26 protein-coding genes are annotated in these 23488 nt (G+C 68.1%); 6 read left to right on the top strand and 20 right to left on the bottom strand.

What is annotated here, in order from left to right; genetic code table 11:
* Positions 1-212: 212 nt before the first annotated feature.
* From smc to M2339_RS10120, 4 genes are all read right to left on the bottom strand, one after another.
* A complete protein-coding gene (gene smc / locus M2339_RS10135; RefSeq protein ID WP_264586703.1) occupies positions 213-3653 on the bottom strand; it encodes a chromosome segregation protein SMC in 3441 nt (1146 codons plus the stop codon).
* 99 nt (positions 3654-3752) lie between these two features.
* Positions 3753-4490 carry a DsbA family protein gene (locus tag M2339_RS10130; protein WP_264586704.1) on the bottom strand — a complete coding sequence of 246 codons (738 nt, stop codon included), beginning with the start codon at positions 4488-4490 and terminating at the stop codon, positions 3753-3755.
* Between the two features lie 58 nt (positions 4491-4548).
* Positions 4549-5304, bottom strand: a complete 756-nt coding sequence (locus M2339_RS10125) for a DsbA family protein (protein ID WP_264586705.1) — start codon at positions 5302-5304, stop codon at positions 4549-4551.
* A gap of 28 nt (positions 5305-5332) precedes the next feature.
* Positions 5333-5929, bottom strand: a complete 597-nt coding sequence (locus tag M2339_RS10120) for a DUF721 domain-containing protein (RefSeq protein ID WP_413714801.1) — start codon at positions 5927-5929, stop codon at positions 5333-5335.
* Positions 5930-5955: 26 nt separating this feature from the next.
* Here M2339_RS10120 and mutY point away from each other — a divergent pair, with 26 nt between their 5' ends.
* Positions 5956-7077, top strand: coding sequence for an A/G-specific adenine glycosylase (mutY, locus tag M2339_RS10115; protein ID WP_264586706.1), 1122 nt, complete (start codon positions 5956-5958; stop codon positions 7075-7077).
* Positions 7064-7990: an NAD(+) diphosphatase gene (gene nudC / locus M2339_RS10110; RefSeq protein WP_264606325.1), complete on the top strand. Its 927-nt coding sequence runs from the start codon at positions 7064-7066 to the stop codon at positions 7988-7990. Before mutY ends, nudC begins: the two co-directional genes overlap by 14 nt.
* Here the strand turns inward: nudC and M2339_RS10105 are convergent.
* Entirely contained in the window at positions 7987-8160 is a 174-nt protein-coding gene (locus tag M2339_RS10105) for a hypothetical protein (RefSeq protein ID WP_264606324.1), read from the bottom strand. The genes nudC and M2339_RS10105 overlap by 4 nt on opposite strands.
* 33 nt (positions 8161-8193) lie before the next feature.
* Positions 8194-8706, bottom strand: coding sequence for a hemerythrin domain-containing protein (locus tag M2339_RS10100; protein WP_181558900.1), 513 nt, complete (start codon positions 8704-8706; stop codon positions 8194-8196).
* A 199-nt stretch (positions 8707-8905) separates the two neighbouring features.
* On the opposite strand from M2339_RS10100, the gene M2339_RS10095 reads away from it, so the two are divergent.
* Positions 8906-10249, top strand: a complete 1344-nt coding sequence (locus M2339_RS10095) for a TldD/PmbA family protein (RefSeq protein WP_264586709.1) — start codon at positions 8906-8908, stop codon at positions 10247-10249.
* On the top strand, positions 10236-11060 hold the full coding sequence (locus M2339_RS10090) for a 3'(2'),5'-bisphosphate nucleotidase CysQ (RefSeq protein ID WP_264586710.1): 825 nt from the start codon (positions 10236-10238) through the stop codon (positions 11058-11060). The genes M2339_RS10095 and M2339_RS10090 overlap by 14 nt, the downstream gene beginning before the upstream one ends.
* A gap of 25 nt (positions 11061-11085) precedes the next feature.
* Here the strand turns inward: M2339_RS10090 and M2339_RS10085 are convergent, their stop codons facing one another.
* The 6 genes from M2339_RS10085 to crtY are packed head-to-tail and all read right to left on the bottom strand — an operon-like array spanning position 11086 to position 15957.
* Positions 11086-11256: a hypothetical protein gene (locus tag M2339_RS10085; RefSeq protein ID WP_181558903.1), complete on the bottom strand. Its 171-nt coding sequence runs from the start codon at positions 11254-11256 to the stop codon at positions 11086-11088.
* Positions 11257-11313: 57 nt separating this feature from the next.
* Entirely contained in the window at positions 11314-12279 is a 966-nt protein-coding gene (locus tag M2339_RS10080) for a phytoene/squalene synthase family protein (protein ID WP_264586711.1), read from the bottom strand.
* Positions 12280-12678, bottom strand: coding sequence for an endonuclease domain-containing protein (locus M2339_RS10075; protein ID WP_264586713.1), 399 nt, complete (start codon positions 12676-12678; stop codon positions 12280-12282). It abuts the gene before it with no gap.
* A gap of 53 nt (positions 12679-12731) precedes the next feature.
* On the bottom strand, positions 12732-13322 hold the full coding sequence (locus tag M2339_RS10070; RefSeq protein ID WP_264586714.1) for a TIGR00730 family Rossman fold protein: 591 nt from the start codon (positions 13320-13322) through the stop codon (positions 12732-12734).
* Entirely contained in the window at positions 13319-14797 is a 1479-nt protein-coding gene (locus M2339_RS10065) for a phytoene desaturase (protein ID WP_181558906.1), read from the bottom strand. The genes M2339_RS10070 and M2339_RS10065 overlap by 4 nt, the downstream gene beginning before the upstream one ends.
* A complete protein-coding gene (crtY, locus tag M2339_RS10060) occupies positions 14794-15957 on the bottom strand; it encodes a lycopene beta-cyclase CrtY (protein ID WP_264586715.1) in 1164 nt (387 codons plus the stop codon). The genes M2339_RS10065 and crtY overlap by 4 nt, the downstream gene beginning before the upstream one ends.
* Positions 15958-16121: 164 nt before the next feature.
* Between crtY and M2339_RS10055 the strand changes: the two genes are divergently transcribed.
* A complete protein-coding gene (locus M2339_RS10055; RefSeq protein WP_264606323.1) occupies positions 16122-16919 on the top strand; it encodes a sterol desaturase family protein in 798 nt (265 codons plus the stop codon).
* Positions 16916-17467 carry a DUF2141 domain-containing protein gene (locus M2339_RS10050; RefSeq protein ID WP_264586717.1) on the top strand — a complete coding sequence of 184 codons (552 nt, stop codon included), beginning with the start codon at positions 16916-16918 and terminating at the stop codon, positions 17465-17467. Before M2339_RS10055 ends, M2339_RS10050 begins: the two co-directional genes overlap by 4 nt.
* Positions 17468-17479: 12 nt before the next feature.
* Here M2339_RS10050 and M2339_RS10045 read toward each other — a convergent pair whose 3' ends face one another.
* From M2339_RS10045 to M2339_RS10010, 8 genes are all read right to left on the bottom strand, one after another.
* On the bottom strand, positions 17480-18040 hold the full coding sequence (locus M2339_RS10045; RefSeq protein WP_264586718.1) for a hypothetical protein: 561 nt from the start codon (positions 18038-18040) through the stop codon (positions 17480-17482).
* 14 nt (positions 18041-18054) lie between these two features.
* Positions 18055-18606: a demethoxyubiquinone hydroxylase family protein gene (locus tag M2339_RS10040; protein WP_264576392.1), complete on the bottom strand. Its 552-nt coding sequence runs from the start codon at positions 18604-18606 to the stop codon at positions 18055-18057.
* Positions 18603-19094: a disulfide bond formation protein B gene (locus tag M2339_RS10035; RefSeq protein ID WP_264586719.1), complete on the bottom strand. Its 492-nt coding sequence runs from the start codon at positions 19092-19094 to the stop codon at positions 18603-18605. The genes M2339_RS10040 and M2339_RS10035 overlap by 4 nt, the downstream gene beginning before the upstream one ends.
* Before the next feature lie 8 nt (positions 19095-19102).
* Complete coding sequence (locus tag M2339_RS10030; protein ID WP_264569636.1) at positions 19103-20452, bottom strand: S41 family peptidase; 1350 nt, start codon at positions 20450-20452, stop codon at positions 19103-19105.
* 108 nt (positions 20453-20560) lie between these two features.
* Positions 20561-21778 carry a murein hydrolase activator EnvC family protein gene (locus tag M2339_RS10025; protein ID WP_264606322.1) on the bottom strand — a complete coding sequence of 406 codons (1218 nt, stop codon included), beginning with the start codon at positions 21776-21778 and terminating at the stop codon, positions 20561-20563.
* Between the two features lie 66 nt (positions 21779-21844).
* Complete coding sequence (locus M2339_RS10020; protein WP_264584431.1) at positions 21845-22270, bottom strand: 23S rRNA (pseudouridine(1915)-N(3))-methyltransferase RlmH; 426 nt, start codon at positions 22268-22270, stop codon at positions 21845-21847.
* 28 nt (positions 22271-22298) lie between these two features.
* Positions 22299-22700: a ribosome silencing factor gene (gene rsfS / locus M2339_RS10015; protein ID WP_181561330.1), complete on the bottom strand. Its 402-nt coding sequence runs from the start codon at positions 22698-22700 to the stop codon at positions 22299-22301.
* 20 nt (positions 22701-22720) lie between these two features.
* Positions 22721-23371 carry a nicotinate-nucleotide adenylyltransferase gene (locus tag M2339_RS10010; protein ID WP_264586721.1) on the bottom strand — a complete coding sequence of 217 codons (651 nt, stop codon included), beginning with the start codon at positions 23369-23371 and terminating at the stop codon, positions 22721-22723.
* Between the last annotated feature and the right edge of the window lie 117 nt (positions 23372-23488).

Raw genomic sequence — 23488 nt, 5'->3', positions numbered from 1 at the left:
GGCTGGCGTGCCGCTGGTTCAGGCGACCTGACGGTGCATTCAAAAACGTCGTCACCCCGGACTTGATCCGGGGTCCCGCTCCCTTCTGGACTTAAGGCGGCAAATGCGTTCTGGCAGTCCCAACCCACGTATCACAAGAAGCTGGACCCCGGATCAAGTCCGGGGTGACGAAGTGGGGGGCGGCCTTCTTCACCGACGTGGGCAGTGTCCTCTCACTCCGCCGCCAGCAAATCCTCAGCCGCCTGCAAGTCCACCGACACCAGCCGGCTCACACCCTGCTCGATCATCGTCACCCCGAAAAGCCGGTGCATCCGGCTCATGGTAACGGCATTGTGCGTCACGATCAGATAGCGGGTCGCAGTATCCTGCACCATCCGCTCCAACAGTCCGCAGAAGCGCTCGATATTGGCGTCATCCAGCGGTGCATCGACCTCGTCGAGCACGCAAATCGGTGCCGGATTGGTTAGAAAGAGTCCGAAAATAAGCGCGACTGCGGTGAGAGCCTGCTCGCCACCCGAAAGCAGGGTAAGCGTCGTCAGCCGCTTGCCCGGCGGCTGCGCCAAGATTTCAAGGCCAGCCTCCAGCGGGTCATCGCTCTCGATCAATTCCAGATGCGCGCTGCCGCCCTGGAAGAGCGTGCTGAACAGCCGCTGGAAATGACCGTTCACGGCCTCGAAGGCCGCGAGCAGCCGTTGCCGTCCCTCGCGATTGAGATGGCCGATGGAGCCGCGCAGCTGGTTGATCGCGGTGGTCAGTTCCTCGCTTTCGGCGCGACTTCTGGTCTGCGTCTCCTCCAGCTCGGCCAGTTCCGAGGCGGCGACGAGATTGACTGGGCCGATCCGCTCGCGGTCCAGCACCAGCTTGTCATAGCGGGCCTGCTCTTCGGATGCGGTGACGACCTCCTCGCTCGCGAAGCCGAGTTTGCTCGGCAGCACGGGCGGCGGGCAGGAGAAGCGCTCGCCGCAGGCCTGGCCGATTTCGCGGCGGCGCGCGACGGCATGTTCGGCGCGCGCCTGCGCTCCGGCTCGCGCTTCGCGGGCGGTGGAGAGAGCCTCATTGGCATTGGCGAGCGCCTTCTCGGCGGTGGCCAATGTGGCCTCGGCGGCGGCTTCCTCGCTGCGGCTCTGCTCGACAGCGGCCTGATGGTCGCGAGCGGCCTGCGTCAGGGCGTCGAGTTCCGTCGCCAGCGCTGATGGCCGATCGCGCAGCCCGTCCAGTTCGCTGGCCTGTGCTTCGGCGCGGGTCTTCATCTCGGCGACGCGGCGCACGGCATCGCCAGCGCGCGCCTTCCAGCCCGCCACGTCGCTGCGGATCGCCTTCACGCGCTCCTCATCGGCAGCCAATGCTCGCTCGGCCATGGCCCGCTCGGCCTGCACCTGGCCGATTGCGGCCCGGCACCGTTCCGCGCCGGACTTGAGCAGATCGACGCGCGCAGCGGTGTCGTCACCGGCCGGGAGCGCATCATGGGCGGCCTGCGCGCTCTCCAGCTCGCGCTCGGCGGTGGTGAGATCGGCAGAGGCTTCCTGGTGGCGCCGGTCGAGGTCCGCCCGTTGTCCGGCAAGGCGCTCCAATGCGGTCGCCACTTCGCCGAGCGTGCGCTCCGCCCCGCGCAGGGCCGTGTCGGCTGCGCTCATCGCCTCGCGGGCAGCGCGCTCGTCGGTGCCGGCCGCGCGCAGCGATGCCTCGGCGGTCCCCAAGGCCTGCTCGGCAGCGCTGACCGTGGCGGCGACGGCAGGCCGCTCCTGCTCGATGGCGGCAAGGCGGTTGATGCGGATCAGCCGCTCGGCTGCCGCGCCGCCGCCCTCCTGCGCCACGAAGCCGTCCCAGCGGCGCAATTGTCCGTCGCGTGTCACAAGGCGCTGGCCCACCGCAAGCGGCTGGCCGTCATCCTGCTCGACCACGGCGATCTGCGCGAGACGGCGCGCCAGCGCCTCGGGCGCGCGGACATGGGCAGCGAGCGGCGCGCATCCATCCGGCAAAGCGGGATCGCGCGCATCGATAGCGGCGCCGCTCCAGCGAGCCAGACCTTGCGCCCCGAGCGCGGCCTGCAGATCATCGCCCAGCGCGGCGGCGAGCGCGTGCTCATAGCCGGGGTCGACGCGCAGGGCATCGATGGCGCGATCACCGCTGCCCTGCGTCTCCAGCCCGCGGGCCAGTGCCTTGGCTTCGCTATCCAGCGCGGCGACGGTGGCGCGGGCGGCGGCGAGCGCGCGCTGTTGCTCGGCGACCGCCTGCGTATGCGTCTCGCGCGCCTGCGCAGCGGCGGCGATGCGCGCCTCGGCATCGGTGCGCCGGGTGAGGGCATCGGCCTTGGCTTGCTCGGCCGCGCGCTGGCGGGTGGCGAGCGGCGCGGCATCGGGCAGGGCGGTGAGGGCAGAGGCGATCCGCTCCGCTTCGCTGCGGGCGCGGGCGAGCTTCTGCCGCGCGGCATTCAGCCCAGCCTCGGCAACCCGGCGCTCGGCCTGCTCACCGGCCAGTCGCGCCATGGCCTGCGCCAGCGCCACCTCGGCATCGCGGCTGGCCGTCTCGGCCTCCGCGAGGCGCGTGACGAAGGCCGGCAGTGTCGTCTTGGCCGCCTTGATCCGCTCGGCAAGCGTCGCATCCTCGCCCTGCAGCGCCTCGATGGCATTGGCGGCATCCGCGGCAAGCGCACCCTCACGTTGCTGGTCTTCGCTCACGCGGGCGAGCTGGCTTTCCAGCTCGGCGATCCGGCGCAGCAGGGTATCGCGTTCGCCTGTCAGCCGCTCCAGCGCGAAGCGGGCCTCGGTCGCGGCCTCCCGGGCCTCGTTGGCGGCCGTGCGTGCGCGCGCCAGTGTCTCGATGGCGGACTGCTGATGAGCGGCGGCGCCCAGCTGCGCCTCCTGCGCCACCCGCACCAGCGCCTCGGCCTTCTCCGCATCCTGCGCGGCACGGTCGGCTTCGGTCGCGGCCTCGCGATGGCGGGCGAAGAACACGCGGCCCTCGGCCAGTACGATCTTTTCGCTCAATTCCGTATAGCGCTCGGCGGCCCGCGCTTGTCGACGAAGCGCATTGGCGCGGACGTCCATTTCGGCAAGGATTTCATCCAGCCGGGCGAGATTGGCCGCGCTCGCGCGCAATTTCTGCTCGGCATCCTTGCGGCGCACATGCAGGCCGGCGATGCCCGCCGCTTCCTCCAGCATCGCGCGGCGTTCGGCTGGCTTGGCGGCGATGACCGCGGCGATCTTGCCCTGGCTGACCAGCGCAGGACTGTGCGGACCGGTCGCAGCATCGGCGAAGAGCAATGCGACATCCTTGGCGCGCACGTCCCGCCCGTTGGCGCGATAGGCGCTGCCCGCGCCGCGCTCGATGCGCCGCATGACTTCCAGCTCGCCATCGCTGCCCATGTCGATCGCCGGCAACACAGTGCCAGGCGGCACGCTGGCGAACAGGCCGACTTCCGCGAAATCGCGCGCCGGACGGGTGGCAGTTCCGGCGAAGATCACATCGTCCATGCCGCCGCCGCGCATGGATTTGGGGCTGGATTCGCCCATCACCCAGCGGATTGCCTCCAGCAGATTGGATTTGCCGCAGCCATTCGGCCCGACAATGCCGGTCAGCCCCGGCTCGATCCGCAACTCGGTCGGCTCGACGAAGCTCTTGAAGCCGGTCAGCTTGAGGCGGCGAATCTGCATGGCTTAGCGGGCAGGGCGGCCCAACCGGACTGACCCAGCCCGCGAGGCGCTGCGCCGTCCGACGCCTCCCCCGATGCTATGGCCCCCCAGCCTCGCCAATCAGGCGCCTGCGTTCTTCAGCTGCTCGACGAGCTGCGGCCAGGTCGACACATTGTCGAGCTTGCTGCCGTTCATGATGAAGCTCGGCGTGCCGGTGATGGAATATTGCGCCGTGTCGCGCTCCACATTGGCGGCGAGCGTTTCGGCCGTCTTGGGGTCGGCCAGGCACTGGCGGGCCTTGGCCTCGGGCACGCCGCGCTCCATGGCGAACTCGATCAGCCCGGCCGCCTCGGCCATGCGCTGGAAGCGCTGATCCGGCGCGGCCGACATCGCGTTCTTATACGCATCCTCGCCGGCGGACTGGAGCTTCTCGATGATCGCCTGCTGATTGGTGAAGAACTGGTGGGTCAGCGGGAAGAAGGCTTCCGGCCCGGTGCAGCGGGCCAACATGGCCATGCTGATGTCCAGCGGGTTCATCACGAAGTTGCGGAACTCGAAGCTGACCTTGCCCGTGTTCACATAATCGCGCTCGAGCACATCCTTGGATTCCTCGGAGAAGTGCGCGCAGTGCGGGCAGGTGTTGGATGCGAACTCGATGATCTTGATCGGCGCATCCGGGTTGCCCATGCGGATGCCGCCCTCGGGCGTCGCGACGACCTGCTGCGCCCATGTGGTCCCCGCCGGGGCGGCCTTGCCCTCCACCTTGCCGATGGGCGCGCTCGAATTGCCATCTTGGGAGCCGCAGGCAGCGAGAGCAAGCAGAGCGAGGGCGAGCGGGGCGGTAGCAAGGCGTTTCATGGGACGGATGGGCCTCATCGATCGGGGGACGGAAAGTGGCTGTGCAGGCCGGTCTAGCTCACTTGCCGGACGCGGGCAATGGCGGCAGCAGGGGGCGCAGCGCGTCCCATGTATGCACATTCTCCAGCGGTTTGCCGTTGAGCAGGAAGAAGGGCGTGCCGGTGAATTCCTTGAAGGTGCCGGCGCTGGAGGTCAGCCCGAGCACGGTCTTGAGCATCGCCTCGTCGGCCAGGCATTTGCCCTGGCCCGCCGGCGTCAGGCCGCGCTTGGCGAGCAGCGGGCCGAGCCCGGTGCCGTCGGCAATGGCGGTCAGCTGCGCGGCGCGATTGGCGGCCGGCGGCTTGCCTTCCTGCGCCTGGGCAAAGCTCTGCGCGCGAGTCATCCAGGCCTGATAATCGGCGAACATCGCCTCATGATTGCCAACGAACCGCGTCGCGCCGCCGCAGCGCGCGAGCAGCGCCGCCGTCAGGTCGAAGGGATCGCGCACGAAATTGCGCAGCTCCAGCGAGACCAGGCCGCGCCGGATCCACTGGGCCTTGAGCGCGGGCGTTCCGGTCGCCTGAAAATCCGCGCAATGCGAGCAGGTGTAGCTCAGATATTCGACCAGCTTGGTGGGCGCCGCCGGATTGCCGACCACGAAGGCGCCGTTTGCACCCAGCGTCACCGTCTGGCTCCAGTCGCGCGCCGCGCTGCGCTGCGCACTGGCGGGGGCTGGCAGCAGCAGGGCGAGGGCAAGCGTCAGGGCCGCAAGGCACAGGGCACCCAATGCGGCGATCTGTCGGGAGACGGACGAAGCGGACGAGATGACGGTCATGGGCATGGTCCCGTGGTGGAAATTTGGCTTAGCTGATCTTGGGGGGGCGCACAGGGTTGGAGAAGCTGCGCGCCATCGATTCGAGCACGGTGCGCAGTTCCGGGTCGCTCACTTCGCGCAGGCCCTCGCCCAGCTCCTGGGGGATCGGGCGCAGCATGGTGGGCGGCGGGCGATGCACCGGCTCGCGCGGGATGACCTGGCCCTGCTTGATGGCGACGCGGGAGACGGCCTCATAGCCGAAGAAGCGGTTCACCCGCTCGATGATCTCCGGCACGATATGCTGGACCATCGGCGCATGGCCGCTGGCGACGGTCAGCTGCAGTGTCCCGCCCGAGCGCTTGCCGGTGGGGAAGCGGATCGAGTCGGGGCTGGTCAGCTCCGCATAGCGCTTGCCGACAATCTCGGCCCAGCGCGTGACGATGCTCGATTGGATGAAGCCGAATTTGCGGAAGGCGGCCCGGCCAATGTCCGGCATGAGATCGGAAATCGCGCGGGGCGCGTTGATTCGCGGCCGTTCCTGCGGCGGCATCTCGGCCTTGCCGGCCCCATTGGCCTTGCGCGCGGCCGGGCGTTTGGCCCGGCTGGCCTTTGTGGGCGCCTGCGCATCTGGGGTGGCTTCTGTCATGGCTGCGTCCATGCCATAGGCACGCCATGGCCGTCGATGGATTAATCGCAACGCGGGGGATGGAAGAGGCGGTCGCGCCGGCGTTGCTGGCCCATTATCGCCGCCATGCGCGCGCGCTGCCCTGGCGCAGCCCGCCCGGCGCGCCGCCGCCGGACCCGTACCGCGTCTGGCTCTCCGAAATCATGCTCCAGCAGACGACGGTGGCGGCCGTCGCGCCTTATTATGAGCGCTTTCTGGCGCGCTGGCCCACGGTCGAGGCGCTGGCGGCTGCCGAGGATGGCGATCTGATGGCCGCTTGGGCAGGTCTTGGCTATTATGCCCGCGCCCGCAATCTGCTGGCCTGCGCGCGCTATGTCGCAGGGGCGCTGGGCGGGCGTTTCCCCTCGGACGAAGCGGGATTGCGTGCGCTGCCGGGAGTCGGGGCCTATACGGCGGCGGCCGTCGCTGCCATTGCCTTCGAGCAGCGCGCCGTCGTGGTGGATGGCAATGTCGAGCGCGTGGTGAGCCGGCTGTTCGCGGTGGAGACGGCTCTGCCGGCCGCAAAGCCGATCCTGCGCGCGCTGGCCGACCGCATCACGCCACAGGATCATGCCGGCGATTTCGCGCAGGCCATGATGGATCTGGGCGCCACGGTCTGCACCCCGCGCAATCCCGCCTGCCTCGCCTGTCCGCTCCCGGAGCTTTGTGCCGCGCGGGCGACGGGCGATCCGGCGCGCTATCCGCTCAAGGCCGCGAAGAAGGCGCGCCCGACGCGCAGCGGCACCGCCTGGTGGGTGGAGGCCGGCGATGCGGTCTGGCTCGTCCGGCGGCCGGACAAGGGCCTGCTCGGCGGAATGCTCGCGCTGCCGACCAGCGATTGGAGCGAGGCGCCAGAGGCTCTCCCGCATGCGCCGCTGGCGGGCGGGTGGCGCGTGCTCAACCAGCCGGTGCGCCATGTGTTCACCCATTTCGCGCTCGATCTGCGCGTGGCCATGCTGCGGATCGAGAATGGGGCCGATCCCGCCGTGCTTGCCAGCGCCCTGGGGCCGGGCCAATTGTGGCCCCTCGACACGCTGGCCGATGCGGGGCTGCCCACCGTCTTTGCCCGGGCGGCGCAAGCGGCACTGGACGCCAGAGAGCAGGAGAATGCGCATCATGACCCGGCCTGATCTGCCCGCACGGCAGGCAATCACCTTCACCGGCGGCACGCTCGACCGCGCCGATCAGCTGCGCGTGCACCCCGACCGGCTGGCCGGGGCCTGGGCCGATCCGCGCGCGCGCATCGTGCAACTCGATGGGCTGGACCCGGTGATCGAGGCAGACGGCACGCTCGCCAGCGAGCTGGTGCCGCCCGGTGCTGTGCTGGCCGACCACGCCCTGCTCGGGCTGCGCGAGGATGGCACGCCGGTCTTTGTGTCGCTGCTCGTCGAGCACAGCGTCGAGCCCCCGAGCTTTCCCGCGAAAGTGTGGGACATCATCCCGCAGCTCACCATGGCCGAAGCCGCGCATTATGCGGCGGCGCGCAGCCTGGTCGACTGGCATGATCGCCACCGTTTCTGCGCACGCTGCGGCGGCGATACCCATCCGATCAAGGCAGGCTGGGCGCGCCAGTGCAGCCGGTGCAGCGCGGAGCATTTTCCGCGCACCGATCCGGTGGTCATCATGCTGGCCGAATATCGCGGCAAGGTGCTGATCGGGCGCAATCCGCGCTTTCCGGCCGGCCGCTTTTCCGCACTGGCCGGCTTTGTCGAGCCGGGCGAAACCATCGAGGAAGCCGTGCGGCGGGAGCTGTGGGAAGAATGCGGCGTGCGCACCGGGCAGGTCGACTATCTGTTCAGCCAACCCTGGCCGTTCCCCTCCCAGCTCATGGTCGCCTGCATCGCGCAGGCCGATGATGACGCGTTGACGCTTGACGAGGAAGAAATCGCCGAAGCCGTCTGGGTGAGCGTCGATGAGGTCCGCGCCGCTCTGGCCGGGGAGGAGGGCGCTAGGTTCCTGCCGCCGTCCCCCATCGCGGTCGCCCATCACATGCTGCGCTACTGGTTGGAGAGCAGGCAGACGGAACAGCCGCCCGCTGCCTAATCGCGGTGCCGAAGCATCCAGTCGCCGGATTGCTCGCTTTGCGCCTGTCGCAAGGCCGCGTCTCGGCCCAATCCGCCAAAGCGCGGCAAAATGATGCCGAGGCGGGTGCGCTCGGCATCATTGCGGTGCTGCGCCGGCGCGGCGGCGTCCTTATCGGAAGATTCGAACAATGAAAACGCCGCCGACATGCCGTCTTGTCCGGGTCAGACGGCCGAAACGCTGAGCGTGCGCGGCTCTGCCGGGGGCAGGCCTTCGCTCTTCGCCTGCGCCAGCAGCTCTTTCTTGCGGGCGAGCATCCGGTCGCGCAGTTCCACCAGGTCGACGTCGGTCTTGCGGCACTGGGCGAACATGCCCTTGGAGGGCTGTTCCTCCTCCTTCACGTGATGCTCGATCTCTTCCGAGAGCACCTTCACCTTGGCATCGTAGAAATCTTCCTGCGGAGAGCCGGCTTCGATCTCGTTGATCAGCACCTTGGCGCCGTCATGCTCGACATAGGCCTCGTCCATGAGATCATCTTCGATCTTGCCGCGAAAGGCCGGATAGAAGATCTCTTCTTCCAGCATGGTGTGGATCTTGAGTTCGGTGCAGATTTCCCGGGCCAGCGATTCCTTGCGGCCAGCCGCATTGGCCTTCTCGAACTTCTCGAACAGATCCTCGACCGTGCGATGATCCGCTTTGAGCAGGGCAATCGCGTCGGTGAATGTTTCAGTCGCCATGAGATGCTCCTGTGGGTTGATGTTATCAACAAAAGGATCGGCGAGGCCTGGTGGTTCCCTATAAAAAATGTTGCTGTCCTCGGTTCGTCGCAAAGCGGGGCGGCTGGTCGGAAGGCACCTGACGCAGCCGCATTGCGTCGCCTCGCCGCGGGAGCTAAAGCGCGGCCTTTCATCAGACATCATTCGGACCGCGTCTTTCATGCTCAGCCTTAACGAAGCTCTCGATCGCGCCCGGTCGCTGGTCACCGCGGCCCGCAAGGCGGGCGCGGATGCGGCCGACGCCGTCTATGGCTGCGATGCCTCGTCCGGCGTGACGGTGCGGCTGGGCGCGCTGGAGGATGTCGAGCAATCCGAGTCCGAGCATTTCGGCCTGCGCGTGTTTGTCGGCCAACGCTCGGCCAGCGTCTCTTCATCGGACCTGACGCCCCGCACGCTCGAAACGCTGGTCGAGCGCGCCGTCGCCATGGCCCGCGAGGCGCCGGAAGATGCCTATGCGGGTCTCGCGCCCGAGCAGATGCTGATGCGGCGCCGCCTGCCCTCGCTCGATATCGAGGATGATGAGGAGCCGACGCCGGCCCAACTGCGCGAGAGGGCGCTGGCGGCGGAGGATTCGGCGCGCAGCGTGCTGGGCGTCACCAACAGCGAAGGCGCCGGCGCAGGCTTCTCCCGCGCGCAGGCGGCTCTGGCCACCAGCCACGGTTTTTCGGGCGCTTATGCCGGGACCAGCCATTCGCTCTACGCCAGCGTGCTGGCGGGCGAGGGCGCCACGATGCAGCGCGACTTTGCCAGCCACAGTGCCCGGCATCTCGATGATCTGGAAGGGCCGGACAGCATCGGCCAGCGCGCCGGCGCGCGCGCGGTCTCGCGGCTCAACGCGCGCCGGGTGCCGAGCGGTACGATGCCGGTGATCTTCGATCCGCGCGTGGGTAACAGCCTGATCGGGCATCTGCTCGGCGCCATCGCCGGGCCATCCGTCACCCGCAAGGCGACATTCCTGCTCGACAGCCTTGGCCAGCGCATTCTGCCCGAGGGGCTGAGCGTCATTGATGATCCGCTGCGCGAGCGGGGCCTGCGCTCGCGGCCGTTCGACGGCGAAGGGCTGCCAACTGGGCGGCGGCGCCTCATTGATGACGGCGTGCTGACCGGCTGGATGCTCGACAGCGCCTCGGCCCGCCAGCTCGGGCTCGATCCCACCGGCCATGCCACGCGGGGCGGCGGCTCGCCGGGCGTGGGTGCGAGCAATGTGCATCTGGAAGGCGGCACGGCCAGCGTGCGCGATCTGTTCGCGGACGTGAAGCGCGGCGTGTTCATCACGGAACTGATCGGCCAGGGCGTCAACGGCGTCACCGGCGATTACAGTCGGGGCGCCTCCGGCTTCCTGATCGAGAACGGCACGGTGAGCCACGCCGTGTCTGAAATCACCATCGCGGGCAATCTCAAGGAGATGTTCGGGCGGATCATCGCTGCGAACGATCTCACCTTCCGCCGCGCGATTAACGTGCCCACCCTGCGCATCGACGGGATGACCGTTGCCGGGGAGTGAGCCCCCCTCTCTGGATCTTCTGGCCGATATTCTGGCCATAGCCGACGCTGCCGGCCTGCTGGCCATGCGTTTCTGGGAAGCCGGCGCACCCATGCACGGCCATTGGGAGAAGCGGCCCGGCGAGCCGGTGAGCGAGGCCGATCTCGCCGCCGATGCGCTGCTGCGCACACAGCTTGGCGCGCTTCTGCCGGATGCCGCCTGGCTCTCCGAGGAAAGCGCGGAGACGGCCGGACGCGCTGAGGCTCGGCGAGCGTGGATCATCGACCCCATCGACGGCACCCGCGATTTCGTGCGGGGCCGGGCCGGGTGGGCGGTTTCGGTCGCGCTGGTCGAGGATGGCGTCCCGACTGTCGCGGTGCTGAGCGCGCCGGCGCGTAACGAGCGCTGGTGGGCGGTGCGGGGCGCTGGTGCGTGGCGGGAGCGCACGGGGGCACAGCCGGAGCGGCTCGCCGTGGGCGACCACGCCACGCTCTCGGGCGCCCGCGTGCCGCTCGATCATCTGGGCGGCATCGATATCGACTACCGCATGGTCGCCAAGCCCAACAGCATTGCCCTGCGCATGGCGATGGTAGCCGCGAATGAAGCCGATCTTGTGGCCGGCCTGCGACGCGGGGCGGAATGGGATCTGGCGGCCGCGACCCTCATCGCGCAGGAAGCCGGCGCCCGCGTTACCGATGCGCTGGGCGAACCCATCATCTTCAACAAGCCCGACCCCTATGTGACGGGGATGCTCTGCGCCGTTCCCGCCTTGCACGATGCGGGCCTTGGGCGGCTGCGCGCGCGGGCGCTCAGGCTGCTCAAGCAGGGATGATCGGCTTGTCTGGGCGCGGCTGCGCTCAGGCCTTGAGCCGGACGACCTGCCGCAGCCGCGATTCGCGCGCCAGACCCAGATAGGCCTCCACCAGACGATCGTGCATCAGGCGCTGTGCGGGTTCCGCGGCGACTTGCGCCAGACGGCGATGTTCATTGGCGCGGTTGCGATAATAAGCGTGACGTGACGGAATCATGCATGTCCTCCCGCCTGCCTCTTCAGCAGATCGCGCCCATGCAGAAATTGATCGGGATCAAGCCTCCGAAATGCGCGCGCCTTGGCGAGGCCGGTTCCAGAGCGATGGATCACGCGGCGCTGGCGGGTAGAGGCTGGTGCGCCGACCAGCCTGTGTGCCGGCGCGCAGCAGCCAGCCCAGCTTCTCCGCCTTGCGGGTGAACAGGCGCCGACGCAGCGCCTCCTGCGGGTCGGCGGCGACCTTCCGGGCAATGCCGCCATAGATGCCCGCGGCAGCCAGCACCGCCCATGCCGAGCGGAACGGCAGCTTTGGGGTGCCATGCCGGGCGCTGTCCTCATAGCGCGCCGCCATCGCCGCCACGCGCCCCGTGACCGCCGCGAGGGCTGGGCGCTGCTCCGCCGCCATAGGGTCGGCCGGGTCGATGCCAGCCTCGATGAGCCAGTCCGCGGGTAGATAGCAGCGCCCGCCTGCCGCATCCTCGGCGACATCGCGGGAGATATTGGCGAGCTGGAAGGCCAGCCCCAGATCGCAGGCGCGGTCCAGCGTCGCCTCGTCATCGGGCGCGACGCCCATCACAATGGCCATCATGCAGCCGACCGCGCCCGCGACATGATAGCAATAGCGCAGCAGATCGTCCTCGGTCTGCGGTCGCCAGCCCTGCGCATCGAGCGCGAAGCCTTCGATGAGATCGTCCATATAGCGGCGCGGAATGGCACATTCGGCCGCGACCAGCGCCCCGCCGGCAAAGGCAGGATCGTCCAGCCCGGCCCGCCCCGCGAGAGCGCGCTCGGTTCGCGCGCGAATGTCCGCCAGCCGGGCCATGGGGTCGCCGGTCGCCTGCATGGTCCCGCCATGATCCTGCCCGTCGGCAATGTCATCGCAGGCGCGGCACCAACCATAGAGCAACCACGCCCGCTCGCGCGTCTCCCGGTCGAACAGCCGCGAGGCCGTGCGAAAACTCTTCGACCCGCGCGCAATGCTCTCCTGCGCGAGACCGACAAGGGCAGGGCGTTGCTCCAGCATCTAGCCCCTCCCCTTCAGGGGAGGGGATGGGGTGGGGGACGGCGCTGCCCAACGGGCTGGTGCTGAATTCAAACGCGTCAGTATTGCCTCCAGAACCTCGGTGAGATTGGTGCGCACATCTTCGTTAGTGAACCGCAGAACGTAATGACCTTCCGCGGTTAACGCAGCATCCCTGCGCGCATCTTCTTTCGGATCATGCGTATCGCCATCCACCTCGACGATCAGCTTTTTGGCGGGGCAGAAGAAATCCACAATGAACGGCCCCAGCACATGCTGCCGACGAAATTTGTGCCCGCCAAGCTGGGACCGACTCAGATGTCGCCAGAGAATGATCTCGCATGGCGTCGCCTCGTGCCGCATCGCTTTTGCGTGGATCAGAAGGCGTGCACCTTGCGTCACGGGCGCTCCCCACCCCAACCCCTCCCCTGAAGGGGAGGGGCTCATGTTTCCCCTCAAAGCCGGTCGACCTTCATCGCGAAGATCGTTTCATGGGGCGTATAGGCGGCCATCGCGTCCAGCAGGTCGTCCAGCGTCTCGCGGGCGATGAGGATGTTGGCGTGGGGCGGGCGGATGAAGCCGGTTTCGATCATCTGGCGGTTGAAGCCGATCAGCTGATCGTAAAATCCGCCGGCGTTTAGCAGCCCGACCGGCTTGTCATGATAACCAAGCTGCGCCCAACTCACGGCTTCCCACAGCTCGTCCATCGTGCCGACGCCGCCCGGCAGGGTCACGAACCCATCGGAAAGCGTGGTGAACAGCGCCTTGCGGCTGTGCATGTCCGGCACGACGTGCAGTTCGGTGAGGCCGCGATGGGCAACCTCGGCATTCACCAGAGCCTCGGGGATCACGCCGATCACTTCGCCGCCGGCGGCCAGCGCGGAATCCGCAATGGCGCCCATCAGCCCGACCTTGCCGCCGCCATAGACGACGCCGATGCCGCGCCGGGCCAGCCCGGTGCCGACGGCGCGCGCGGTCTCCATGTAGATCGGGTCGGGTGGGGTGGCGGAGCCGCAATAGACGGCCAGCCGGTTGAAGGATGTCATGCCAGATCCTCGAGCATCAGGGCCGCCGTCGCGCGGGCCGAGCCGACGACGCCGGGAATGCCGGCGCCCGGATGGGTGCCCGCGCCGACAAAATAGAGATTGTTGATCACATCATCGCGATTGTGGGTGCGGAACCAGGCGCTCTGGGTGAGCAGCGGCTCCAGGCTGAAGGCGCTGCCCAGATGCGCGTTGAGATCATGGGTGAAGTCGCTCGGTGCATAGGAGAACTGCACCTTGATGCGCGAGCGGATGTCCGGGATCAGCCGGCGCTCGATCTCGTCGAGAATGCGCCCGGTGAGGATCGGCCCCACCTCGTTCCAGTCCACCGGCAGCTTGCCCTGATGCGGCACCGGCGCCAGCGCATAGAAGGTCGAGTGGCCCGGCGGCGCCAGATCGGGGTCGGTGACGGTCGGGTGATGCAGGTACAGCGAGAAATCCTGCGACAGTACGCCATGGTCGAAGATGTCGGTCAGCAGCTCCTTATAGCGCGGGCCGAACAGGATCATGTGGTGCGGGATGCCCGGCCAGGTCCCCTCGATGCCGAAGTGGACGACGAACAGGCTGGGGCTCCAGCGCTTGCGGAACAGCTTGGCGCCCTGCCGCTGGCCGCGCGGATGGTCGGCCAGCAGGTCGGCATAGCTGTGCATGATGTCCGCGTTGCTCGCCACCGCATCGGCCTCGATATGCAGGCCCGAGCGGGTCACCACGCCGGTCGCGCGATCACCCACCGTCTCGATCTTGGCGACCGGATCGCCGAGGATCAGCGTGCCGCCCAGCCGCTCGAAATGCGTAACCATGCCGCGCACCAGCGCATGGGTGCCGCCCTTGGCGAACCAGACGCCGCCCTGCTTCTCCAGCTTGTGGATCAGCGCGTAGATGGCGCTGGTCGTCATCGGGTTGCCGCCGACCAGCAGCGTGTGGAAGCTCAGCGCCTGGCGCAGCTTCTCGTTCTTCACGAAGCTCGAAACCATGGAATAGACCGAGCGCCAGGCCTGATGCTGGGCGAGGTCCGGCGCGGCCTTGAGCATCGACTTGAAGTCGAGGAAGGCGACATGCCCCAGCTTCTCATAGCCCTCGCGATAGACCTCGGCGCTATAGGCGAGGAAGCGCTGGTAGCCGGCGATGTCGGCGGGATCGAGCTTGGCGATCTCGCGATTCAGCGCGGCATCGTCATTGCCATAATCGAAGGTCGTGCCGTCCTGCCAGTGCAGGCGGTAGAAGGGGCTGACCGGCAGCAGCGTCACGTCCTGCGCCATATCGTGGCCGGTCAGGCGCCACAGCTGGGCAAGGCAATCCGGGTCGGTGATGACGGTCGGCCCGGCATCGAAGGTGAAGCCCTCCTTCTGCCACATATAGGCGCGGCCGCCGGGCAGTTCGCGCCCTTCGACGATGGTGGTGGCGATGCCCGCCGATTGCAGGCGCAGGCCGAGGGCAAGGCCCGCAAAACCGGCGCCGATGACGATGGCTGTCTTCATCCGCGTGTCGCTCCAAGGGCTGAAATGGCTCGGCTGACGGGAACAGGAGGCTTCCCGGTCAGAACGCGCAGCTTGTCGAAAAGGGTGCTCTGCCCGGCATAAAAGCGGGCGATGAGGGATGGGTCAAGCCGGTAGAAGCGCGCCAGCACCCGCCAGCGCTCCTGCGGCTCGGCGGCGCGGAAGAGCAGCCGCGAGAGCATCCGGTAATAAGCCTGCCCGCGCCAGTGCGCGGCGCCGCGCGCGCGCATCGCCTGATGCAGGGCCGGGCCGGAGAGATCGTCCATCGCCGCGATGGCGAGTGCATTGCGCACCGCGTCCGGCAGCGAATAGCCGGTGAGCGCGTGGAAAAAGCCGCCGCGCAGTCCGGCCTTGGCGACGCCGGGGGATTCGGCCTCCCACAGCCGCGCGAAATCGCCGCCCATGCACACGGGCAGCACGCCGGTCTCGCTATGGCCGCGCGCCGCGCCCTCCCAGCCCTGCGCCTGGGCATAAGCCGCAATTCTCGCCGCGAGCACGGGCTCATCCAGCGCCGGGCCATCGGCATAATAAGTGTCTTCGATGAACAGCTCGGTGGGGGAGAGGGGCAGGGTGTAGACGAAGCGATAGCCGTCCTGCTGATCGACGGTTGCGTCCATGATGATCGGTTCGGCAAGGCCGTGGGGGGTATGACACAGCCAACTCGCCCCGACGAATTTCTGATAGCCTAGCTCCAGCGCGCTCATGTCGCCCGGTCCGCGCGCATCGATGACGCCGCGCGCCTCGATCACGCGTCCATCGGCCAAAGTGACGCTGTTCGGCGTGAGTGCGGTTGCCGCCCGGTCGAACAGCAGGTCACCCTCCGGCATGGCGCGGTGCAGGCGCATCCCCAGCCGCTCGCTGGTCAGCGTCGCATAGCTGCTCGGCAGGCGCCGCTCCTGACCCGGGAAGCGCACGTCATAGCCGCCCCAGCCATGCACGATCAGCGGCTCGATCAGCCAGCGATCGGCGGGCGCGACATCCTCGGCAAAGCAGGACCAGAGCTGATTGCCGCCGGCGCGCGCGGCTTCCTCGATCACCACGACGCGCAGCTCAGGTCGCCGCGCGCGCAGGGCCAGCGCGATCAGGCTGCCGGCAAGGCCGCCGCCGACAATGGCCAGATCGATAGGTCGTGCGCCTGTCATCCGCGCAGCCCTAGCCGAGGGGGAGGCGCTTGGCTATCGGCCAGTGACGCGTGAACGATGCCCGAAGGGGCGGGGGAACTTATCCCTGCGCTTGGCGAGCGACCGGCGCGAACGCTTTACCGATTATCGTTTCCCTCTCAGGCGGGGCTCCCTATAGCATCGCCATGCAGCCCGCGATGCTGATCCTTGCGTCCATTCTGGCGATGTCCGGCATCATCGCGGTGCGTTACCTGCTTTCCAGTGGCGGGTTCGCGCTGGCGACCCGGATGACACGCCCCGGCCATTATGCCGGGCTGCGCCGGCAGATCGGTGCGGAAATCCGCTGGTCGCTCCTCTCGGCGCTGATCTTCGGCCTGCCGGCGGGGATTGTCGCCTGGGGCTGGCAGAGCCACGGCTGGACGCTGATCTACACGGATGTCGATGCCTACCCGCTCTGGTATCTGCCGATCTCCGTGCTGCTCTATCTCGCTGCGCACGATACCTGGTTCTACTGGACGCATCGGCTGCTCCACCGCCCGGCCTGGTTTCGCGTCGCCCATGCCGTGCATCACGCCAGCCGGCCGCCCACGGCCTGGGCGGCGATGAGCTTCCATCCGTGGGAAGCTGTGACCGGTGCAGTCGTCATCCCGTTTCTCGTCTTCGTCATTCCCATTCATGTTGCGGCACTGGGGGTGGTGCTAACGGTGATGACTGTCATGGGTGTCACCAATCATATGGGCTGGGAGATGTTCCCGCGCTGGCTGGTCAACGGCCCGGCCGGGCGCTGGCTGATCACCGCGTCTCACCATGAGAAGCATCATGAGCAATATCGCTGCAATTACGGCCTCTATTTCCGCGTGTGGGACCGGCTGTGCGGCACGGACCGCGGCCTGTCCCCCCGGTTCGCGCCGACGCCGGCGGGAGGCTCCGCCACCATGCCGCACAATGATGACCCCGCGCCGGCAAGGGATAATGCTGCATGATGTTCTTTGACGGTGCCGACCATGGTCTGGCGCGTCGTGTCGCACGGCCGCTGATGCTGACCGGCCTGCTGCTCTCGCTCGGCGCGCCGACCCTGGCGCTGGGTGAAGATGGCGCGGCCACCGTGCGCACCGCCGATGCGGTCGTTCCGGCAGCGGCGGGCCTTGCACCGGCCACCGGCCAGATCGATGTGCGGTTCGAGGGCTTGCGGTCCAGTCGCGGCATGTTGCGTGCCTGTCTCACCAAAGACCGCTCCCATTTCCCCAAATGCGAGAAGGACCCACTCGCCCTCACGGCCAGCGTTGCGGCGGGCGACCATGCCGAACTTCTCTTCGCACGCGTGCCGCCCGGCGACTATGCGCTGCTCGTCTTCCACGATGAGAACAGCAACAGCCGGCTGGACACGATGCTGGGCATCCCGCGCGAGGGGGTCGGCTTTTCGCGCAACCCCCGCCTGCGCTTCGGCGCGCCGGGCTTTGAGGCCGTCGTCCTCACCGTCACCCCTGGCGCGGCGAAGCAGACGGCGGTGAAGCTGCAATATTTCCTGTAACGCCTCGCGCGATCAGGGCGTGACGGTCGGGCCCTGCTGCTGGGCCTCACGCTGCGCCTTGAGCCGCGCGGCTTCCTCATCGGCCTTGGCTTGCGCTTCGATCTGCGCGGATTCCGCATCGAGATTGCCGAGCCGCTCCTCGCGCGCCTTGGCGACGGCATCGGCCCAGGTGCCGGACCCGAGCATCTTCTGGCGCTCCTCGCGCGCCGCACGCGCGATCTGCGTGAAGCAGCCGGTGAAGCCAGCCGAGCCGGTGGGCGAGCAACTGTCGGTCCCGGACGCGCCGACATATTCGATCGACCTAGCCCGATTGGCCCAGCTTTGCACGGCCGGGCTGTTGGGATCGGTGCGCAGTTCCTTGGGGATGCGGTAGCGATCATTGTCGGGCATCCGCGCGCAGACGACGATCTCGTCGCCCTCGCTCGCCGGGCACGGGTCTTCGCCATAGACGAACACCTGCTTCACCTTCGCGACGTCCTCCGGCCCGGCGGCTGGAGCGGCCGGGGCCGCCTGCGCGAAGGCGGGTGCCGCAAGAGCGAGGCTGAGGGGGAGTGCAAGGACGAGGGCACGCATCGACAGGTTCCTTCTTAAATCCGCTTCGAGAGGGCAATGGCAGCGCGGCAGCCAAGCCGGATCGCCCCGAAAAGCAAGGGATAGGCAGGCGCGGATTCTGCGCCATGGGCAATCGCGGCATCGCGATGCTCGACTTCTTCGGCCTGGAAGTCCGTGATCGCTTCGGTCAGCGCCGGGTCATCCTCGCCGATCTCCTTGAGCTGCTGCCCGTAATGATCGTCGATCTCGGTTTCGATGGCGGCGGTGCAGGCCATCGCCGCGCGCGGGCCGATAAGCGCCGTCGCGGCGCCGAGCGCAAAGCCGGCGACATGCCAGAAGGGCTGCATCAGCGTGGGGCGCACGCCGCGCTCCACCATCATCGCATCGAAATGCGCGCGGTGCCGCTCTTCCTGCGCCGCCATGCCGGCAATCTCGCGGCTGATCGGATGACGGTCGCCCAGCACGGCGAGCTGGCCGGCATAAATCCGCACCGCGCCATATTCGCCGGCCTGATCGACCCGCAGCATCGAGGCGCGGTCCGCACGGCGCTGGCCGGGACGGGGCGAGACGCGCGCGCTGTCGGTCATGACCGGCTCCATTTGAGGACCAGGACCAGGATCAGCAACGCCCCGCCCAGCGAGAGGATCGCGTTGTAGCCGGCGAGCGAAATGCCGAACATCGACCAAGGCGCGACATCGCAGCGCACCAGCGTGGCCGACATGATCGAATCCAGCATCGACTGGCCAGAAGACGTGTCCATGGTCGCCGTGCAACTGGTCAGGCCCTGCCACCAGCCATATTCGACACCGGCGTGAAATGCGCCGATGGCGCCGCTGGTCGCGATGGCCAGCGCCGCGAGCATGGTGAACATCGCGCTCATCGGCGCGGTGCGGCGCAGGGCAATCGCGGCAAGGGCAGCGATAATCGCGCCCAGATGCGGCCAGCGCTGCCACATGCACATTTCGCATGGGAACAGCCCGCCGACATGCTGTGAGAGCAGCGCGCCGCCCAGCAACAGGGTCGGCAGCATCACCGCCACGAACCGGGCGAGCGACAGGGAGGCGTCACGCGACATCGGTCTGCTTACCGCCGTGCCTTCGTCGCCGGGGCTGCCGCCATTTGCGGCGTCCCGTTGAGGCGGCCGAGAGTCTGCAGCGCGTAATGGAGCTGGAAGTCCTCAACGCCCTGCTTCTTGAGATCCTCCGCCGTCGCGGTGAAGCGCGGATCGGGGTTGCTGTCCGCCTCCAGCTCCGAGCGATCCAGCTTGGCCTCGTTGATGAGGTGACGGCGCAGGTCGCTTTCGCGATATTTCGGCCGTTTGGCGTAATCGGGGTCGGAGAGCTGCGGCACCAGAATATCCGGCTCGATGCCGCCTTCCTGCACCGAGCGGCCCGATGGCGTGTAATAGCGCGCCGTGGTGAGCCGCAGCGCCGTATCCTGCGAGAGCGGCAACAGCGTCTGCACGCTGCCCTTGCCGAAGCTGCGCTCACCCATGATGAGCGCGCGCTTCTGGTCCTGCAGGGCGCCGGCCACGATCTCGGAGGCGGAAGCCGAACCCGCATCGATCAGCACGACGACGGGCAGGCCCTGCGCATCATCGCCGGGCCGGGCATAATAAGGCCGGGTGTCGCCGCGCTGGCGGCCGCGCTGCGAGACGATCTCGCCGCGCTCGAGGAAGGCGTCGGAGACGCGCACAGCTTCATCCAGCAGCCCACCGGGGTTGGAGCGCAGGTCCAGTACATAGCCGATCGGCTTGTGGCCGAGCGACTTGTCGATGCCGCGAATGGCGCTCTGCACGTCAGCGCCGGTATCGGCGGAGAAGCTGACGATCTTGATGACGCCGACATCGCCCTTCACCTGCCATTTGACCGGCTTGATATCGATGATCGCGCGCGTCAGTTCCACGTCGAACGGCTCGGTGCGGCCTTCGCGGGCGATGGTGAGCTTCACCTTGGTATTCGGCGCGCCGCGCATCTTCTCGACCGCTTCATCGAGCGTGCCGCCATAAATCAGCTTGCCGTCGATATGCGTGATATAGTCGCCGGCCTTGATGCCCGCGCGCGCGGCGGGGGTATCGTCGGTCGGCGCGATCACCTTCACCACGCCTTCGTCCATCGTGACGGAGAGGCCGAGGCCGCCATAGCTGCCCTCGGTCTGGGTGCGCAAATTCTCGAAAGAGCGGACATCCAGATAGGCGCTATGCGGATCGAGACTGGAGAGCATCCCCTCGATGGCGCCCTTGATCAGCGTCGCATCATCGACCTGCTCGACATAATTGGCGCGCACCCGCTGGAACACGTCCATGAACAGATCGAGCTGTTTGTAAGTCTCACCCTCGGTCTCCGTGACGGCAGAGGTCGACGCGGGAATGAGCGCGATGGCGCCCAGGATCGCGGCGGAACGGAGAAACAGGGTGCGGCGGGCATTGGCCATGGAGACGCTTTCGACAAAAATGCTGTCCTGACCTATAGCAGGAACAACGGTTCTGCCTAGGTCGCACGCCAGCGTAGCGAAGATAGCGTTACGCGCTGCTGAACGGCGTTAGCGGACAAGAGAAGCAATATCGACAGCGCGGTCCTGCTGGCGCAGCTCGATGATGAGGCGGGCCGGGTCGCTGCCGGTCGCGCCGACCGGGTCGCCCTGACGCAACGAGTCTCCCGGCGCCACGCTCAGCCGGTCGAGCCCGGCCAGCAGGCTCGTCCAGCCGCCGCGATGCTCCAGGATGACGATCTTGCCATAGCCGCGAAACGGCCCGGCAAAGGCGACTCGCCCCGCTGCGGGCGCGATGACCGCGGCCCCGGCTGCGGTCGCCATGGTGATGCCCCGCGCGCGCACGCCGCCTGCGCTCAATTCCCCGAAGCCGGTGACGATGTCGCCGATGGCAGGCCGGCGATAGGGCGGGGCCGGGGTCTGGCCTGCGGCGACGCTCGGTCGCTCAGGGGGCGGTGCGGCGCTGTTTTGCGGACGGGCCGGCCGGGGCATCGGGCCGGGCAGGCGCAGCAACGCCTCCTGCACCTGCGCCGCATCGCCGATCCGGTCCATCAGATCGCTGATATCACGGGCCTGCTCGCCCATGGCGAGGGCGCGCTCGGTCTGCAGGCTGGCCTCCGCGCGCAACTGCCGGGAAGTGCCGCGCTGGCGCTGTTCAAGCGTGCTGAGCGCGGCCTGCTGCGTCTTCAGCCCGGCGCGGGTGCGGACGAGGGATTGCGCTGCCGCCTCCGCGCTGCGCTGCAGATCGGCACTGCGCGCAATGGCACCCCGCAGATCCTGCGTGGAGGCAGTGATGGTCGGCAATATCTGCGCGAGCGCGATGCGGCGATGCACCGCCTCGCTGATCGTGCCGGGCGCGACCAGTGCGAGCACAGGCGAGCGCCGGGCCAGTTGCTGCAGGGCGGCGGTCAGTCGCACGATCGGCTGCTGGCGGGTGGCGAGTTGGCGCCGCTGCTCGCGCTGGCGCGTGATGATGATCGCCATGCGCGCCTCGCCCGCGCGCAGATCGGCCTCGCTCTGCTGGATGCGGGCGGCGAGCGCGGCGATCTCGTTGCGGGTCTTGTCGGCTGCGGCGGAGGAGGCGCGGGCACGGGCTTCCAGGGCTTCGCCACGCTTGCGGGCTTCCTCGCCCTGCGCGCGGGCGCGAGCCAGCGCGGCCTGCTGTCGGGCGATCTCCGCCTGAGGGGCCTGCGGCGCCGGATTGCGCTGGGCAGAGAGAGCCAGCGGTGCCGCGATGGCGGTGACGAGCAGGGCAGCAGTGGCCAGCATGACGGGCAGGGACGGCCGCGAGGCCATTGGCCGGGGCAGTCGGGTCCAGCTCGCCGCCACCGCGCCTCATCCCTCCCGGTGATAGGGGTGGTTGGCGAGGATGCTGGTGGCGCGCCAGAGCTGTTCGGCCAGCATCGCCCGCGCCATCATGTGCGGCCAGGTCATCGCCCCGAACGCGATCAGCAGATCGGCGCTGGCCCGGTCTGCGCTCTCGAACCCGTCCGCCGCGCCGATCATGAAGCGGCACTCGCGCACGCCGTCGTCCCGCCAGCGGCCGATCTGCTCGGCAAAGGCCATGGAGGTCAGCTGCTTGCCGGTTTCATCGAGCATCACCATGACCGACTGGGCGGGCAGGGGCGGCGGCGCCTTGCCGCCACGATCCGGCAGTTCGGTGACCTTGGTGGGCAGCGTCACGCGCTTGAGATAGCGCTCGACGAGATCGGCCTCTGGCGAGCGGCCGATGCGTCCCCGTGCGACGATGTGCAGCAGCATTCGGCCCCCGGGGTACGCTTGAAGGAGATCAGGCCTCGCCGGCAGCCAGCGGTGCGTCCGAGAAGCCCCACATGCGCTCGAGATTGTAGAAGCTGCGGACCTCCGGGCGGAAGACATGGACGACCACGTCGCCCGCGTCGATCAGCACCCAGTCGGCGACGGGCAGGCCTTCGATGCGGACATTGCGGCCCATCGTCTGCTTGATCCGCTCGGCCAACTTCTGGGCAATGGCGGCCACCTGCCGGGACGAACGACCCGACGCGATCACGATGTGATCGGCAATGCTGCTCTTGCCGGCAAGCGGAATGCTCACGACTTCCTGCGCCTGATCATCGTCCAGCGATTCCAGAACGATCGCCAGGAGGCGATCCGAGGATGCATCGATGCCGGGTTGGGACAGTCCTCCAGCGGGGGCAGGACGGGCGGGCATGGGTAACGGGTCGGGCAATGTCACTCCTGTGGGATGCGGCGACCGGTCACGCCGTCGATCGGCGCAACATCAGCAAAGCTACGGTGCCAAAGAGGCGCCTTCTGCCGAAGCAGCGTGGCTGATCTGGGATCGGGGCGAAAGCGCAAAAGCACGAGCGCCGGCAGTCTCCATGTCGTCCAGCTTTTGCTCTGACTGGCGGGTCGGACGAAACGCCGCAACCAGGCCATGGCCGGTGAGCCTACAGCCGCCCGACTATAGCCGGGTCGGGCGATAACAGCAATGGCCGTTGTTCGCGCAATATCGCGCCATCCTTTCCACTGGTGGAACTGGGCCAGATTGTCTTCGCCCATTAGCCAGATGAACCGGCGATGCGGGTAGCGGCGCGTCAGCCGGCGCAGCGTGTCGAGCGTGTAGCGGGTGTGCATCTCCCGCTCGATGGCGGTCACGCGGATGCGCGCGCGGCGGGCGGCCGCCTTGCCGCTGGCGACGCGCGCGTTCAGCGGTGCCATGCCGGCGCGCGGCTTGAGCGGATTGCCCGGCGAGACCAGCCACCAAACCTCGTCCAGTCCCAGCGCCTTGTGAGCGAAGAAAGAGATCGCGCGATGGCCGCCATGGGCGGGGTTGAACGATCCGCCCAGCAAGCCGACTGGCACGCGCTTGCCCCGCGTCACGCGGGCGCGCTCCCGCAAATGTGCGGCTGGTCGGGGGCGGGCGCGCAACAGCTCATGGCCTGTCGCTAGAGGCCGGGCGGGATCAGGTCAAACCGGCAATGGCCAGGATGAACCGCG

The organism is Sphingobium sp. B2D3C, assembly GCF_025961835.1.
In the GTDB taxonomy this organism is placed as follows: Bacteria; Pseudomonadota; Alphaproteobacteria; order Sphingomonadales; family Sphingomonadaceae; genus Sphingobium.
Note: the sequence above shows the minus strand (reverse complement) of the source record. Positions and strands in the feature narration are given on the sequence as shown.

Coding starts and splice junctions, on each gene's coding strand:
- M2339_RS10035 (WP_264586719.1), bottom strand. CDS start 19,094: ATGTCGCGTGACGCCTCCCTGTCGCTCGCCCGGTTCGTGGCGGTGATG.
- mutY (WP_264586706.1), top strand. CDS start 5,956: ATGGCCGTCGATGGATTAATCGCAACGCGGGGGATGGAAGAGGCGGTC.
- M2339_RS10040 (WP_264576392.1), bottom strand. CDS start 18,606: ATGACCGACAGCGCGCGCGTCTCGCCCCGTCCCGGCCAGCGCCGTGCG.
- M2339_RS10070 (WP_264586714.1), bottom strand. CDS start 13,322: ATGACATCCTTCAACCGGCTGGCCGTCTATTGCGGCTCCGCCACCCCA.
- crtY (WP_264586715.1), bottom strand. CDS start 15,957: ATGACAGGCGCACGACCTATCGATCTGGCCATTGTCGGCGGCGGCCTT.
- M2339_RS10055 (WP_264606323.1), top strand. CDS start 16,122: ATGCAGCCCGCGATGCTGATCCTTGCGTCCATTCTGGCGATGTCCGGC.
- M2339_RS10095 (WP_264586709.1), top strand. CDS start 8,906: ATGCTCAGCCTTAACGAAGCTCTCGATCGCGCCCGGTCGCTGGTCACC.
- nudC (WP_264606325.1), top strand. CDS start 7,064: ATGACCCGGCCTGATCTGCCCGCACGGCAGGCAATCACCTTCACCGGC.
- M2339_RS10120 (WP_413714801.1), bottom strand. CDS start 5,929: ATGACAGAAGCCACCCCAGATGCGCAGGCGCCCACAAAGGCCAGCCGG.
- rsfS (WP_181561330.1), bottom strand. CDS start 22,700: ATGCCCGCCCGTCCTGCCCCCGCTGGAGGACTGTCCCAACCCGGCATC.
- M2339_RS10050 (WP_264586717.1), top strand. CDS start 16,916: ATGATGTTCTTTGACGGTGCCGACCATGGTCTGGCGCGTCGTGTCGCA.
- M2339_RS10065 (WP_181558906.1), bottom strand. CDS start 14,797: ATGAAGACAGCCATCGTCATCGGCGCCGGTTTTGCGGGCCTTGCCCTC.
- smc (WP_264586703.1), bottom strand. CDS start 3,653: ATGCAGATTCGCCGCCTCAAGCTGACCGGCTTCAAGAGCTTCGTCGAG.
- M2339_RS10085 (WP_181558903.1), bottom strand. CDS start 11,256: ATGATTCCGTCACGTCACGCTTATTATCGCAACCGCGCCAATGAACAT.
- M2339_RS10025 (WP_264606322.1), bottom strand. CDS start 21,778: ATGCTGGCCACTGCTGCCCTGCTCGTCACCGCCATCGCGGCACCGCTG.
- M2339_RS10080 (WP_264586711.1), bottom strand. CDS start 12,279: ATGCTGGAGCAACGCCCTGCCCTTGTCGGTCTCGCGCAGGAGAGCATT.
- M2339_RS10045 (WP_264586718.1), bottom strand. CDS start 18,040: ATGCGTGCCCTCGTCCTTGCACTCCCCCTCAGCCTCGCTCTTGCGGCA.
- M2339_RS10100 (WP_181558900.1), bottom strand. CDS start 8,706: ATGGCGACTGAAACATTCACCGACGCGATTGCCCTGCTCAAAGCGGAT.
- M2339_RS10030 (WP_264569636.1), bottom strand. CDS start 20,452: ATGGCCAATGCCCGCCGCACCCTGTTTCTCCGTTCCGCCGCGATCCTG.
- M2339_RS10020 (WP_264584431.1), bottom strand. CDS start 22,270: ATGCTGCTGCACATCGTCGCACGGGGACGCATCGGCCGCTCGCCAGAG.
- M2339_RS10125 (WP_264586705.1), bottom strand. CDS start 5,304: ATGACCGTCATCTCGTCCGCTTCGTCCGTCTCCCGACAGATCGCCGCA.
- M2339_RS10130 (WP_264586704.1), bottom strand. CDS start 4,490: ATGAAACGCCTTGCTACCGCCCCGCTCGCCCTCGCTCTGCTTGCTCTC.